Below are 14,161 nucleotides of genomic sequence, written 5' to 3' on the forward strand. Positions count from 1 at the left end.
CCGGTGAATGCTGACGCGGGCCGGGCACCGTGACCCACGATTCCGGGAGAATCAGCGCCGCATGCCCACGCGCAACGACATCCGCAACGTCGCCATCGTCGCCCACGTCGACCACGGCAAGACCACTCTGGTCGACGCCATGCTCAAGCAGGCCGGTGCCTTCGCGGCCCACCAGCAGCTCGACGACCGCATGATGGACTCGAACGACCTGGAGCGCGAGAAGGGCATCACCATTCTCGCGAAGAACACCGCGGTCAAGTACCACCCCAAGGACGGCGGCGCGCCGATCACCATCAACATCATCGACACCCCGGGCCACGCCGACTTCGGTGGCGAGGTCGAGCGCGGTCTGTCGATGGTGGACGCGGTCGTCCTGCTGGTCGACGCCTCCGAGGGCCCGCTGCCGCAGACCCGCTTCGTGCTGCGCAAGGCGCTCTCCGCGCGCCTGCCCGTCATCCTGTGCATCAACAAGACCGACCGTCCGGACGCCCGGATCGACGAGGTCATCAACGAGACCTACGACCTGTTCCTGGACCTGGACGCGGACGAGGACCAGATCGAGTTCCCGATCGTCTTCGCCTGCGCCCGTGACGGCGTGGCCTCGCTGACCAAGCCGGAGAACGGCACGGTGCCGGCCGACTCCGAGAACCTGGAGCCGTTCTTCTCCACCATCCTGGAGCACGTCCCGGCCCCGACCTTCGACGAGAACGCCCCGCTGCAGGCGCACGTCACCAACCTGGACGCCGACAACTTCCTCGGCCGCATCGCGCTGCTCCGCGTCGAGCAGGGCGAGCTGCGCAAGGGCCAGACGGTGGCCTGGATCAAGCGCGACGGCTCGATCCAGAACGTCCGCATCTCCGAGCTGCTGATGACCGAGGCGCTCACCCGCAAGCCCGCCGAGGTGGCCGGCCCCGGTGACATCTGCGCCGTCGCCGGCATCGGCGACATCATGATCGGTGAGACCCTCGCCGACCCCGAGAACCCGATCGCGCTGCCGCTGATCACCGTCGATGAGCCGGCGATCTCGATGACCATCGGCACCAACACCTCGCCGCTGGTCGGCAAGGGCGGCTCCGGCAAGGGCGCGGACGCCAAGTCCGCCGGCAAGGTCGACCGCAAGGTGACGGCCCGCCAGGTCAAGGACCGCCTGGACCGCGAGCTGATCGGTAACGTCTCGCTGCGCGTGCTCGAGACCGAGCGTCCCGACGCCTGGGAGGTGCAGGGCCGCGGTGAGCTGGCGCTGGCCATCCTGATCGAGACCATGCGCCGGGAAGGCTTCGAGCTGACCGTCGGCAAGCCGCAGGTCGTCACCCGCGAGGTCAACGGCAAGACCCACGAGCCGGTCGAGCGCCTCACGGTGGACGTCCCCGAGGAGCACATGGGCGCCGTCACCCAGCTGATGGGCATCCGCAAGGGCCGGATGGACAACATGTCCAACCACGGTTCGGGCTGGGTCCGGATGGAGTTCGTGGTGCCGTCCCGCGGCCTGATCGGATTCCGGACTGAGTTCCTCACCAACACCCGCGGCACCGGCATCGCGCACTCGATCCACGAGGGCTACGAGCCGTGGTTCGGCAACCTGACGACCCGTAACAACGGTTCGCTGGTCGCCGACCGCTCCGGCGTGGTCACCGCCTTCGCGATGACCAACCTGCAGGAGCGCGGCGTGCTGTTCTGCGACCCCGGCACCGAGGTGTACGAGGGCATGATCGTCGGCGAGAACTCGCGCTCCGACGACATGGACGTGAACATCACCAAGGAGAAGAAGCTCACCAACATGCGTTCCTCGAACGCTGACGTGGCCGAGTCGATCGTCCCGCCGCGCAAGCTCTCGCTGGAGCAGTCGCTGGAGTTCTGCCGCGAGGACGAGTGCATCGAGGTGACCCCGGAGACCGTGCGCATCCGCAAGGTCGTCCTGGACGCCAAGGACCGCGGCCGCACCGCGTCGCGCGCCAAGAAGGGCTGACGCCCGCCAGTTTCGGCCGACCGGCCGGTGTCCTTCGGGACGCCGGCCGGTCGTGTTTTTGGTGACTCTCCGTCATGGACGGCTGGAGAGGGGGTGTTCGTTAATCGGACGTCACTGATCGTCATCTGTGACAACTGTCCGTTTCGCCCCTGTCTGGCTATGTCTGCAATGTCCGATTTTTGAGATTCATCCAACATTCATGTGACCAAATTGAAATCTGGATTGGTCAATTCCGTATCCAAGGGTGACCGATAGTGGGTGCAGTCGAGCTCGGGTCGAGGCTCCTGCGCAGGGGTGCGCGCCAGGCCGCGAGCGATCTGTAACACGATTTCAGGAGGCACACCCATGCGCGGTGCCAGCCAGGCCAAGTGGGTTGTCGCGGCCGTCGCGGTCGCCCTCGCCGCCACTGCTTGCGGCAGCGGCTCTTCGGACGGCGCTTCCGGGCCGGCCAACGCTCAGGGCACGTTCAGCTACCAGAGCACCGAGCCGCAGAACCCGCTCCAGCCCGCCAACGCCATGGAGGTCGGCGGCGGTCGCGTCATCAAGAACCTGTTCAAGGGTCTGGTGGACTACGACCCCAGCAACGGCCAGCTGCGCAACCAGGTCGCCGACAAGATCGAGACCACCGACGCGCAGAACTACACCGTCACCCTGAAGTCCGGCTGGACCTTCCACGACGGCACCCCGGTGACCGCGCAGTCCTTCGTGGACGCGTGGAACTGGTCCGCCAACGTCAAGAACAACCAGATCAACTCCAACTGGTTCTCCGACATCCAGGGCTACGACGCGGTCCACCCGGCCAAGGGCGACCCGACCGCCGACACCATGTCCGGCCTGAAGGTCGTCGACGACACCCACTTCACCATCGCGCTGACCGGCCCGGTGTCGTACTTCCAGTACAAGCTCGGCTACACCGCCTTCGCGCCGCTGCCGAAGGTGTTCTACACCGACCCGGCGAAGTACGGTCAGGCGCCGATCGGCAACGGCCCCTACAAGTTCGTCTCGTGGGAGCACAACAAGGCGATCACCCTCGCCGCCTACGACAACTACGCGGGCGTCGACAAGCCGAAGAACGGCGGCGTCGTCTTCAAGAGCTACTCGCAGCCCGAGGCCGCGTACAAGGACCTGGTCTCCGACAACCTGGACGTGCTGGACCAGGTTGACCCGAGCGACCTCGCCTCCTACAAGAGCGACCTGGGCGACCGGGCCGTCGACCAGCCGCAGGGCTCCATCCAGGCGCTGTCCTTCTCGCTCTACCAGGACTCCTGGAAGGGCCAGGACAAGGCCAAGGTCCGGCAGGGCCTGTCGATGGCGATCGACCGCGACACCATCACCAAGACGGTGCTCAACGGCTCCCGCCAGCCCGCCAACACCTGGGTCGCCCCGGGCGCCATGGGCTACAAGGACAACACCTGCGGCGAGGCCTGCACCTACAACCCGGCGAAGGCCAAGCAGCTGATCGCCGAGGGCGGCGGCGTCCCCGGCAACAAGATCACCGTGCTGTACAACTCCGACGGCGGCCACAAGGACTGGGTGGACGCGGTCTGCAACTCCATCCGCCAGGCCACCGGCGTGGAGTGCGTCGGCGACCCGAAGCCCGACATGAAGAGCGCCCGTGACCTGATCAAGGGCAAGAAGGTCGACGGTCTGATGCGGACCGGCTGGCAGCAGGACTACCCGCTGAACGCCAACTTCCTGCGCGACGTGTACGGCACCGGCGCCGACGCCAACGACGCCGGCTACTCCAGCCCGGAGTTCGACAAGCTGGCCGCCGCGGCGGACAAGGCCACCACCGTCGAGGAGACCGCCGCCCTGTACCAGCAGGCCGAGGCCCAGCTGGCCAAGGACATGCCGGCCATCCCGCTCTGGTACTACAAGACCACCACCGGCTACTCGAAGAACGTGCAGAACGTGAAGTACGACTCGTTCGGCGACCCGGTGTTCACCCAGGTCGAGGTCAAGCAGAAGTAACCGAGCCGGCACCGCGCGGCTCGAACCGACACGGCCGGTGTCCGTCCCCGCCCCACCGGGCGGACCGGCACCGGCCGTTGTCACGCCAAGAACTCTGATCGGGATGACGGCCCGTCAGAGCAGTAAATTGGAGGCACGATGGGGCGCTTTGTCGCTAGGCGACTGCTCCAGATGATCCCGGTGTTCCTGGGCACGGTCACGATCATTTTCTTCATGACCCGCATGCTGCCCGGCGACCCGGCGGCGGCCATGTGGGGAGACAAGGCCGCCGACCCCGCACAGCTGGCGGCGTTCAAGCACCGGATGGGACTCGACGTCTCCATCGGCCAGCAGTACCTCAACTACATGGGGGACCTGTTCCGGGGAAACTTCGGTGAGACCCTGTCCGGCCGCAAGGTCGTCGACGTCATCGGTGAGGCCCTTCCGGTCACCATCCGACTGGCGCTGCTGGCCTTCCTCTTCGAGCTGGTGGTCGGCGTCGGCATCGGCCTGCTGGCCGGCCTGCGCCGCGGCAAGGCGTTCGACAAGAGCACCCTGGTGTTCACCCTGCTGCTGATCTCGATCCCGGTCCCGGTGCTCGGCTTCATCTTCCAGAACGTCTTCGCGATCCAGCTCAAGTGGATCACCCCGACCGTTCAGGACTCGATGAACCTCGGCCAGCTGATGCTGCCCGCCATCGTGCTCGGCTCGCTGTCCCTCGCGTACGTCGCCCGACTGACCCGCACCTCCATCGCGGAGAACATCAAGTCGGACTACATGCGCACCGCGATCGCCAAGGGCCTGCCCCGGCGCAAGGTCATCGGTACCCATCTGCTGCGCAACTCGATGATCCCGGTGGTGACCTTCCTGGGCACCGACCTCGGCGCCCTGATGGGCGGCGCGATCGTCACCGAGGGCATCTTCAACGTCAAGGGCGTCGGCAACGCGCTGTACCACGCCATCAACCTCAACGAGGGCGCGACCGTCTCCGGTTTCGTCGTCGTGCTGGTGCTGGTGTACCTGGCCGCCAGCCTGATCGTCGACCTGCTCTACGCGGTCCTGGACCCGAGGATCCGGTATGCCTGACCTGATCGAGAAGACCGCCCCGGCGCAGGGCTCCGCCGAGCCCAAGCCGGAGAAGCCCCGCAGCCTCGGCTCGGACGCCTGGCACGACCTGCGCAAGCGGCCGATCTTCATCATCTCGGCGGCGCTGATCGTGCTGCTGATCGCCTTCGCGATCGCCCCCAGCCTGTTCACCTCGGTGGACCCGCGGGCCGGCGACCTGCGCCTGCACTACCTGAGCAAGCCGAACTACCTGCACTTCTTCCAGGCGGACTGGTTCGGCTACGACGGCCAGGGCCGGTCCATCTACGCCCGGATGATCTACGGCGCCCGCGCCTCCGTGGTGGTCGGCATCTGCGTCACCGCCGGCGTCACCATTCTCGGCGGCCTGGCCGGCATGGTCGCCGGCTACTACGGCGGCTGGGTCGACGCGGTGATCTCCCGGGTCACCGACATGTTCTTCGGCATCCCGCTGCTGCTCGGCGCGCTGGTCGTGCTGAACGCCTTCACCACCCGCACCGTCTGGTCGGTGGTCTTCGCCCTGGTCGCCCTCGGCTGGACCCAGATGACCCGCGTGATGCGCGGCTCGGTGATCACCGTCAAGCAGTCGGACTACGTGACCGCCGCCAAGGCGCTCGGTGCCGGCACCGGCCGGATCATGCTCAAGCACATCCTGCCGAACGCGATCGCCCCGGTGATCGTGGTCGCCACCATCGCGCTCGGCGGATACATCGCCACCGAGGCCACGCTGAGCTTCCTCGGCATCGGCCTGCAGGACCCGACCATCTCCTGGGGCATCGACATCAACTCGGCCCAGAAGGTCCTCCGTACCGCGCCGTTCGCGCTGTTCTTCCCGGCCGGCATGCTCAGCATCACCGTGCTGGCGTTCATCATGCTCGGCGACGCGGTGCGCGACGCCCTCGACCCGAAGCTGCGCTGAGAGAGGCGGCCCGCATCATGACCACCGCACCCGAGAAGACCACTGCCACCAAGGACCGCCTGGTCCCCGGCACCCCGCTGCTCGAAGTCCGCGACCTGCACGTCGAGTTCAAGACCCGGGACGGCATCGCCAAGGCCGTCAACGGCGTCAACTACTCGGTCGCCGCCGGCGAGACCCTCGCCGTGCTCGGCGAGTCCGGCTCCGGCAAGTCCGTCACCGCGCAGACCATCATGGGCATCCTCGACATGCCGCCCGGCCGGGTCACCGCCGGCGAGATCATGTTCCGCGGCCGGGACATGCTCAAGATGTCGAACGAGGAACGCCGGAAGATCCGCGGCCGCAAGATCGCGATGATCTTCCAGGACGCGCTGTCCTCGCTGAACCCGGTGCTCTCCGTCGGCTACCAGCTCGGTGAGATGTTCCGCGTCCACGAGGGCGCCTCCCGCAAGGAGGCCAAGGCCAAGGCCATCGAACTGATGGACCGGGTCCGCATCCCCGCCGCCGCGCAGCGGGTGAACGACTACCCGCACCAGTTCTCCGGCGGCATGCGGCAGCGCATCATGATCGCGATGGCGCTGGCCCTGGAGCCGGACCTGATCATCGCGGACGAGCCGACCACGGCGCTGGACGTCACCGTCCAGGCGCAGGTGATGGACCTGCTGGCGGAGCTCCAGGCCGAGTACCACATGGGTCTGATCCTGATCACCCACGACCTCGGTGTGGTCGCCGACGTCGCGGACAAGATCGCCGTCATGTACGCGGGCCGGATCGTCGAGACCGCCCCCGTGCACGACCTGTACGCCAGCCCCGCGCACCCCTACACCAAGGGCCTGCTCCGGTCGATCCCGAGCCTCGACCAGAAGGGCGAGGAGCTCTACGCGATCAAGGGCCTGCCGCCCAACCTCTACAAGGTCCCGGCCGGCTGCGCGTTCAACCCGCGCTGCGACGTGGCCACCGACCTGTGCCGCACCGAGATCCCCGCCCTGCACCAGGTCACCGACCGGGACGGGGCCGAGCTCGCCGGCCGCAAGAGCGCCTGCCACTTCTGGAAGGAGACCCTCCATGGCTGAGCCCATCCTGGAGGTCCGCGACCTGGTCAAGCATTACCCGCTCACCCAGGGCGTCCTCTTCAAGAAGCAGGTCGGCGCGGTCAAGGCCGTCGACGGCGTCTCCTTCACCCTCGACAAGGGCGAGACCCTCGGCATCGTCGGCGAGTCCGGCTGCGGCAAGTCCACCCTCGCCAAGGTCCTGATGAACCTGGAGCGGGCGACCGCCGGCCAGGTCCTCTACAAGGGCGAGGACATCTCCCGGCTGTCGGGCTCCGCGCTGAAGGCGGTGCGGCGCAACATCCAGATGGTGTTCCAGGACCCGTACACCTCGCTGAACCCGCGCATGACGGTCGGCGACATCATCGGGGAACCGTTCGAGATCCACCCCGAGGTGGCTCCGAAGGGCGACCGCCGCAAGGCCGTTCAGGATCTGCTGGACGTGGTCGGTCTCAACCCCGAGTACATCAACCGGTACCCGCACCAGTTCTCCGGCGGCCAGCGTCAGCGCATCGGCATCGCGCGCGGCCTGGCGCTGAAGCCGGAGATCATCATCTGCGACGAGCCGGTCTCCGCGCTGGACGTGTCGGTGCAGGCCCAGGTGATCAACCTGCTGGAGCAGCTCCAGAGCGAGTTCGAGCTGTCCTACATGTTCATCGCGCACGACCTGTCGATCGTCCGGCACATCTCCGACCGCGTCGGCGTGATGTACCTCGGCAAGATCGTCGAGATCGGCACCGACGCCGAGATCTACGAGCACGCCACCCACCCCTACACCCAGGCGCTGCTGTCCGCCGTGCCGGTGCCCGACCCGACCGGCCGCGAGAGCCGCGAGCGGATCATCCTCACCGGCGACATCCCCTCCCCGGCGAACCCGCCGTCCGGCTGCCGGTTCCGCACCCGCTGCTGGAAGGCGGAGGAGCGCTGCTCCACGGAGCTGCCGCTGCTGGCCGTTCCGGAGCTGCTGACCGGCGAGGCCAAGCATGAGTCGGCGTGCCACTTCGCCGCTGAGCGCGAGGTCGCGAGCGCGGCGTAAGTAGGACGCACCTGCAGGGGCGCGGGGAACTGCGCGAGCAACGAGGCACCCATCAGCCAGGTCGCGATCAACGGCAAGTCATTGCCCGCGACGCGATCTTGCTGGTGGGTGCCTTCCGCTTCGCGCAGTTCCGCCCCCTCGGCTTCGCCTGGGGGTACCCCCAGCGCCCCTGGTTGGTGTGCTCCGTCCGGCTGCGCTGTGGTCGCGTGACCGCTCGGCGGCACTTCTCATGAGGTGAGATGCGTCATGCACCCTTGAGGAGGAAGCTCCATGCCTTCAGGCACCCGTGTGCGCCGGGCCGTGGTCAGTGCGACGTCCGTGGCCCTGATGGCCACGGGTTGTGGTGGTGGCGGCAGTTCGAGCAACGGTCCGTCGGATGCCGCCAAGACGTTCACGTACCAGGGCTCCGAGCCGCAGAATCCGTTGCAGCCGGCGAACGCCAACGAGGTTGGTGGCGGGCGCATCGTGCAGAACCTGTTCAAGGGCCTGGTGGACTACGACCCCGCCACCGGGAAGCTGCGCAACCAGGTCGCGGACACCATCGACACCACTGACGCGCAGACGTACACCGTGGCGCTGAAGTCGGGTTGGACGTTCCACGACGGGACGCCGGTGACGGCGAAGAGCTTCGTGGACGCGTGGAACTGGGCGGCGAACACCAAGAACAACCAGATCAACAGTTCGTGGTTCGAGGACATCCAGGGCTACCCGGACGTCCACCCGGAGAGCGGCAGTCCGACGGCGGACACCATGTCGGGGCTGACCGTCCAGGACGGGACGCACTTCACGATCAAGCTGAACCACAAGGTCTCGTACTTCCCGTACAAGCTGGGGTACGTGGCCTTTTCGCCGCTTCCGGAGGGGTTCTACCAGGACCCGGCGGGCTACGGGCAGAAGCCGGTGGGCAACGGGCCCTACGAGTTCGTGAGTTGGGACCACAACTCGCAGGTGGTCACCAAGACGTTCGCCAACTACCAGGGGGTGGACAAGCCGAAGAACGGCGGCGTGGTGTTCAAGATGTACACCAACGCGGAGGCGGCCTACGCGGACCTGCAGTCGAACAACCTGGACGTGATGGACCAGGTGCCGCCGTCGGCACTGGCGAACTACAAGGGGGATCTGGGCTCTCGGGCGATCGACGCTCCGCAGGGTGGGATCCAGAACGTCGGGTTCACGCTGTACCAGCCGGAGTGGCAAGGGGCGGACAAGGCCAAGGTCCGGCAGGGGCTGTCGATGGCGATCGACCGGAACACCATCACCAGAACGGTGCTCCAGGGTTCGCGGGCGCCGGCGTCGGCGTGGGTCGCGGAGGGGGTGGAGGGCTACAAGGCGGGGACGTGCGGGGACTTCTGCACGTACAACCCGGACAAGGCGAAGCAACTGATCCAGGAGGGCGGTGGCGTCCCCGGGAACTCGCTGAAGATCACCTACAACGCGGACGGCGGTCACAAGGAGTGGGTGGACGCGGTCTGCAACTCGATCCGGCAGACGACCGGGGTGAACTGCGCCGGTGACCCGAAGACCGACTTCAAGACCGCCCGGGCGGCGATCACCGGGCACCAGATCAACGGCATGTTCCGGACCGGCTGGGTGCAGGACTACCCGTTGAACGCGAATTTCCTGGCGGACGTGTACCGCACCGGCGCGGCCTCGAACGACACCGGCTACTCCAGCCCGGAGTTCGACAAGCTCGCCACGGAGGCCGACAAGGCCGCGTCGATCCAGGACACCGCGACCGGCTACCAGCAGGCCGAGGCGCAGCTGGCGACGGACATGCCGGCCATCCCGCTCTGGTACTACCGGACGAACTCCGGCTACTCCAACAAGGTGCAGAACGTGTCGTTCGACTCCTTCGGCAACCCGGCCTGGACCCAGGTCGAGGTCAAGAGCTGATCCCGTCCGGCGCCGGCCCCGCCCTCCCCGCACGGAGGGCGGGGCCACACCGGCCACCCCCTCGGAGGGAGGGCTCCCATGGGTCATTACGTCCTGCGGCGCGTGCTCCAGATGATCCCGGTGTTCTTCGGGGCCACGCTGCTGATCTTCCTGATGGTGTACAGCCTGCCGGGCGACCCGATCGCGGCGATGTTCGGCGACAAGGCGGCCGACCCGGCGACCGTGGCCCACCTGAAGCACCAGTACTACCTCGACCAGCCGCTGTGGAAGCAGTACCTGCACTACATGAACAACATCTTCCACCTGGACTTCGGCACCAGTTTCACCGGCCGCCCGGTCTCCGAGATCATGAAGGACGCCTTCCCGGTCACCATCCGGCTCGCGCTGGTCGCGTTCTTCTTCGAGATCGTGATCGGTCTGCCGCTGGGCCTGATCGCCGGCCTGAAGCGGGGAAGTGTCGCGGACACCGCGGTGCTGCTGCTGACCCTGATCGTGATCTCGATCCCGGTGTTCGTGCTCGGGTACATCGCGCAGACGGTGTTCGCGATCAACCTGGGCTGGGTGACGGCGACGGTCCAGGACTCCCGGGACATCACCCAGTTGATCCTGCCCGGCCTGGTGCTGGCCTCGCTGTCGCTGGCGTACGTGGCCCGGCTGACCCGGACCTCGATCGGCGAGAACCTGCGCGCCGACTACATGCGCACAGCGGTGGCCAAGGGCCTGCCGCGGCGGACCATCGTCGGGCGGCACCTGCTGCGCAACTCGCTGATCCCGGTGGTGACGTTCCTGGGTACCGACCTGGGCGCGCTGATGGGCGGCGCGATCGTCATCGAGGGCATCTTCAACATCACCGGCGTCGGCAACGTCCTCTACCGGGCGATCAACCAGAAGGAAGGCCCGACGGTGGTCGGCATCGTCACGGTGCTGGTGATGGTGTACCTGCTCGCCAGCCTGATCGTCGACCTGCTGTACGCCGTCCTGGACCCGAGGATCCGTTATGCCTGACCGCAACGAGTCCCTCCCGGACGACCACGATCCGCTGCGGAACATCAACCCCACCGACAGCGACCACCTGGACTACGTCGGCCAGCAGGGCCTGGCGGTGGAGCGGGACTCGCTGATCGAACCGGACCCCGGCAAGCGGGAGCAGGCCCGCAGCCTGTGGGGCGACGCCTGGCGGGATCTGCGGCGGCGGCCGATCTTCCTGGTCTCGGCGGCGCTGATCGTGCTGCTGATCCTGATCGCGGTCTTCCCGCAGCTGTTCACCAGCACCGATCCACGGGCCTCCGACCTGCTCCACAACTACCTGCGCCGGCCGAACTGGACGGACTTCTTCGGGGCCGGCTGGTTCGGCTACGACGGGCAGGGCCGGTCCATCTACGCCCGGGTGATCTACGGGGCGCGGGCGTCGATCACGGTCGGCATCTGCGTCACCCTGGCGGTCACCCTGCTGGGCGGCCTGACCGGGATGGTCGCCGGGTACTTCGGCGGCAGCGTCGACGCGGTGCTGTCCCGGGTCACCGACATCTTCTTCGGCATCCCGCTGCTGCTCGGCGCCCTGGTGCTGCTGAACGCGTTCGCCACCCGCAACGTGTGGTCGGTGGTGATCGCGCTGGCCTTCCTCGGCTGGACCCAACTGGCGCGCGTGATGCGCGGGTCGGTGATCACCGTCAAGCAGTCGGACTACGTGGTGGCCGGGCGGGCACTGGGCGCCGGGACGGGGCGGCTGATGTTCCGGCACATCCTGCCGAACGCGATCGCCCCGGTGATCGTGGTCGCCACCATCGCGCTGGGCGGGTACATCACGGCGGAGGCGACGCTGAGCTTCCTCGGCATCGGCCTGCAGGACCCGACCATCTCCTGGGGCGTGGACATCTCCTCCGCGCAGAAGGTGATCCGGCAGGCGCCGTTCGTGCTGTTCTTCCCGGCCGCGGCGCTCTCCATCACCGTGCTGGCCTTCATCATGCTGGGCGACGCGGTGCGCGACGCCCTCGATCCGAAGCTGCGCTGAGCGAGGGGAGAGGCACATGACCACCGCCGCCGACCAGGCCCGCCCGGCCCGCGAGGAGCCGTACACCGGCCCGCTGCTGGACGTGAAGGACCTGCACGTCGAGTTCAAGACCCGCGACGGCGTCGTCCGGGCCGTCAACGGCGTCAACTGCAGCGTCAGCGCGGGTGAGACGCTCGCCGTGCTGGGCGAGTCCGGCTCCGGAAAGTCCGTCACCGCGCAGGCCGTCATGGGCATCCTCGACATGCCGCCGGCCAGTATCCCCAAGGGGGAGATCCTGTTCCGCGGCCGGGACATGCTGAAGATGTCCAAGGACGAGCGCCGGAAGATCCGCGGGCAGAAGATCGCGATGATCTTCCAGGACGCGCTGTCCTCGCTGAACCCGGTGCTCTCCGTCGGCTACCAGCTCGGCGAGATGTACCGGGCGCACCGCGGCAGCAACCGGAAGGACGCCAGGGCCAAGGCCGTCGAACTGATGGACCGGGTGCGGATCCCCGCCGCCGCGGAGCGGGTGGACGACTACCCGCACCAGTTCTCCGGCGGCATGCGGCAGCGCATCATGATCGCGATGGCGCTGGCCCTGGAGCCGGACCTGATCATCGCGGACGAGCCGACCACGGCGCTGGACGTCACCGTCCAGGCGCAGGTGATGGACCTGCTGGCGGAGCTCCAGGCCGAGTACCACATGGGTCTGATCCTGATCACCCACGACCTCGGTGTGGTCGCCGACGTCGCCGACAAGATCGCCGTCATGTACGCGGGCCGGATCGTCGAGACCGCCCCCGTGCACGACCTGTACGCCAGCCCCGCGCACCCGTACACCCGCGGCCTGCTGGACTCCATTCCGCGTCTCGACCAGAAGGGCCAGGAGCTCTACGCGATCAAGGGCCTGCCGCCCAACCTGCTGCGGATCCCGGCCGGCTGCGCGTTCAACCCGCGCTGCCCGCGGGCGCAGGAGGTGTGCCGGCAGGAGGTGCCGCCGCTGGCGCAGGTGACCGAGGACGACGGGACGCCGCTGGCCGGGCGGGGCAGCGCGTGCTTCTTCTGGAAGGAGACCCTCCATGACAGCTGACGGCGCCACACCGGTCGGGGCGATCACCCCCGAGGAGGTCGCGTTCGCCCAGGAGGTGCGGCGCGGCGAACCCATCCTGGAGGTGCGGAACCTGGTCAAGCACTTCCCGCTGACCCAGGGCGTTCTCTTCAAGAAGCAGGTCGGCGCGGTCAAGGCCGTCGACGGCGTGTCCTTCGACCTGATGCAGGGGGAGACGCTCGGCATCGTCGGCGAGTCCGGCTGCGGCAAGTCCACGCTGGCCAAGGTGCTGATGAACCTGGAGCCCGCGTCCGGCGGGTCGGTGAAGTACAAGGGCGAGGAGATCTCGCGCCTGTCGGGCTCCGCGCTGAAGGCGGTGCGGCGCAACATCCAGATGGTGTTCCAGGACCCGTACACCTCGCTGAACCCGCGGATGACGGTCGGCGACATCATCGGGGAGCCGTTCGAGATCCACCCCGAGGTGGCTCCGAAGGGCGACCGGCGCAAGGCTGTTCAGGATCTGCTGGACGTGGTCGGTCTCAACCCCGAGTACATCAACCGGTACCCGCACCAGTTCTCCGGCGGCCAGCGTCAGCGCATCGGCATCGCCCGCGGTCTGGCGCTGAAGCCGGAGATCATCATCTGCGACGAGCCGGTCTCGGCACTGGACGTGTCGGTGCAGGCGCAGGTGATCAACCTGCTGGAACAGCTCCAGAGTGAGTTCGAGCTGTCCTACATGTTCATCGCGCACGACCTGTCGATCGTCCGGCACATCTCCGACCGCGTCGGCGTGATGTACCTCGGGCGGATGGTGGAGATCGGCACCGACCTGGAGATCTACGACCACGCCACCCACCCGTACACCCAGGCGCTGCTGTCCGCCGTCCCGGTGCCCGACCCGACCGCGCGGGAGTCCCGGGACCGGATCGTGCTGATCGGGGACGTGCCCTCGCCGGCCAACCCGCCGTCCGGGTGCCGGTTTCGCACCCGGTGCTGGAAGGCCCAGGAGCGGTGCGAGCGGGAGGACCCGGCGCTGACCGTCCGGGAGTGGCTGGAGGGCCGGGCCCGGCACGACTCGGCCTGCCACTTCGCCGCCGAACGCGAGAACACCTGACACGAAGAGGGCCCCCACCGAGCGCAGGTTCTAGGAGTCGTTGCAACACCCCAGTTCAGGGGATGTATTGGACTTCGAGATCCGTGAGGACCGGACGGCTCAGGGGCGTGTGAAGC

At 67.7% G+C, this 14,161-nt stretch carries 11 protein-coding genes; all 11 read left to right on the plus strand.

The features are described 5' to 3' along the window. Nucleotides 1-61 precede the first annotated feature (61 nt). Nucleotides 62-1,966, plus strand: coding sequence for a translational GTPase TypA (gene typA / locus ACFYST_RS34810; protein WP_387637733.1), 1,905 nt, complete (start codon nucleotides 62-64; stop codon nucleotides 1,964-1,966). Between the two features lie 345 nt (nucleotides 1,967-2,311). After that, on the plus strand, nucleotides 2,312-3,937 hold the full coding sequence (locus ACFYST_RS34815) for an ABC transporter substrate-binding protein (protein ID WP_387637730.1): 1,626 nt from the start codon (nucleotides 2,312-2,314) through the stop codon (nucleotides 3,935-3,937). A 138-nt stretch (nucleotides 3,938-4,075) separates the two neighbouring features. Further along, nucleotides 4,076-5,002, plus strand: coding sequence for an ABC transporter permease (locus ACFYST_RS34820; protein WP_387637728.1), 927 nt, complete (start codon nucleotides 4,076-4,078; stop codon nucleotides 5,000-5,002). Further along, a complete protein-coding gene (locus tag ACFYST_RS34825; RefSeq protein ID WP_387637725.1) occupies nucleotides 4,995-5,918 on the plus strand; it encodes an ABC transporter permease in 924 nt (307 codons plus the stop codon). Before ACFYST_RS34820 ends, ACFYST_RS34825 begins: the two co-directional genes overlap by 8 nt. 17 nt (nucleotides 5,919-5,935) lie before the next feature. After that, nucleotides 5,936-6,988 (plus strand): ABC transporter ATP-binding protein, encoded by a 1,053-nt coding sequence (locus tag ACFYST_RS34830; RefSeq protein WP_387637722.1) that lies wholly within the window; start codon nucleotides 5,936-5,938, stop codon nucleotides 6,986-6,988. Further along, nucleotides 6,981-8,000: an ABC transporter ATP-binding protein gene (locus ACFYST_RS34835; RefSeq protein ID WP_387868305.1), complete on the plus strand. Its 1,020-nt coding sequence runs from the start codon at nucleotides 6,981-6,983 to the stop codon at nucleotides 7,998-8,000. Before ACFYST_RS34830 ends, ACFYST_RS34835 begins: the two co-directional genes overlap by 8 nt. A 270-nt stretch (nucleotides 8,001-8,270) precedes the next feature. After that, nucleotides 8,271-9,893, plus strand: a complete 1,623-nt coding sequence (locus ACFYST_RS34840; RefSeq protein ID WP_387637716.1) for an ABC transporter substrate-binding protein — start codon at nucleotides 8,271-8,273, stop codon at nucleotides 9,891-9,893. Between the two features lie 78 nt (nucleotides 9,894-9,971). After that, nucleotides 9,972-10,898 (plus strand): ABC transporter permease, encoded by a 927-nt coding sequence (locus ACFYST_RS34845; RefSeq protein WP_387637714.1) that lies wholly within the window; start codon nucleotides 9,972-9,974, stop codon nucleotides 10,896-10,898. Next, nucleotides 10,891-11,904 (plus strand): ABC transporter permease, encoded by a 1,014-nt coding sequence (locus ACFYST_RS34850; RefSeq protein WP_387868308.1) that lies wholly within the window; start codon nucleotides 10,891-10,893, stop codon nucleotides 11,902-11,904. Before ACFYST_RS34845 ends, ACFYST_RS34850 begins: the two co-directional genes overlap by 8 nt. 16 nt (nucleotides 11,905-11,920) lie before the next feature. Continuing rightward, nucleotides 11,921-12,973 (plus strand): ABC transporter ATP-binding protein, encoded by a 1,053-nt coding sequence (locus ACFYST_RS34855; RefSeq protein WP_387868310.1) that lies wholly within the window; start codon nucleotides 11,921-11,923, stop codon nucleotides 12,971-12,973. Next, nucleotides 12,963-14,045, plus strand: coding sequence for an ABC transporter ATP-binding protein (locus tag ACFYST_RS34860; protein WP_387868312.1), 1,083 nt, complete (start codon nucleotides 12,963-12,965; stop codon nucleotides 14,043-14,045). The genes ACFYST_RS34855 and ACFYST_RS34860 overlap by 11 nt, the downstream gene beginning before the upstream one ends. The last annotated feature ends 116 nt before the right edge of the window (nucleotides 14,046-14,161 follow it).

Source organism: Kitasatospora sp. NPDC004614, assembly GCF_042873675.1.
In the GTDB taxonomy this organism is placed as follows: Bacteria; Actinomycetota; Actinomycetes; order Streptomycetales; family Streptomycetaceae; genus Kitasatospora.

Coding starts and splice junctions, on each gene's coding strand:
- ACFYST_RS34830 (WP_387637722.1), top strand. CDS start 5,936: ATGACCACCGCACCCGAGAAGACCACTGCCACCAAGGACCGCCTGGTC.
- ACFYST_RS34860 (WP_387868312.1), top strand. CDS start 12,963: ATGACAGCTGACGGCGCCACACCGGTCGGGGCGATCACCCCCGAGGAG.
- ACFYST_RS34825 (WP_387637725.1), top strand. CDS start 4,995: ATGCCTGACCTGATCGAGAAGACCGCCCCGGCGCAGGGCTCCGCCGAG.
- ACFYST_RS34855 (WP_387868310.1), top strand. CDS start 11,921: ATGACCACCGCCGCCGACCAGGCCCGCCCGGCCCGCGAGGAGCCGTAC.
- typA (WP_387637733.1), top strand. CDS start 62: ATGCCCACGCGCAACGACATCCGCAACGTCGCCATCGTCGCCCACGTC.
- ACFYST_RS34845 (WP_387637714.1), top strand. CDS start 9,972: ATGGGTCATTACGTCCTGCGGCGCGTGCTCCAGATGATCCCGGTGTTC.
- ACFYST_RS34815 (WP_387637730.1), top strand. CDS start 2,312: ATGCGCGGTGCCAGCCAGGCCAAGTGGGTTGTCGCGGCCGTCGCGGTC.
- ACFYST_RS34850 (WP_387868308.1), top strand. CDS start 10,891: ATGCCTGACCGCAACGAGTCCCTCCCGGACGACCACGATCCGCTGCGG.
- ACFYST_RS34840 (WP_387637716.1), top strand. CDS start 8,271: ATGCCTTCAGGCACCCGTGTGCGCCGGGCCGTGGTCAGTGCGACGTCC.
- ACFYST_RS34820 (WP_387637728.1), top strand. CDS start 4,076: ATGGGGCGCTTTGTCGCTAGGCGACTGCTCCAGATGATCCCGGTGTTC.
- ACFYST_RS34835 (WP_387868305.1), top strand. CDS start 6,981: ATGGCTGAGCCCATCCTGGAGGTCCGCGACCTGGTCAAGCATTACCCG.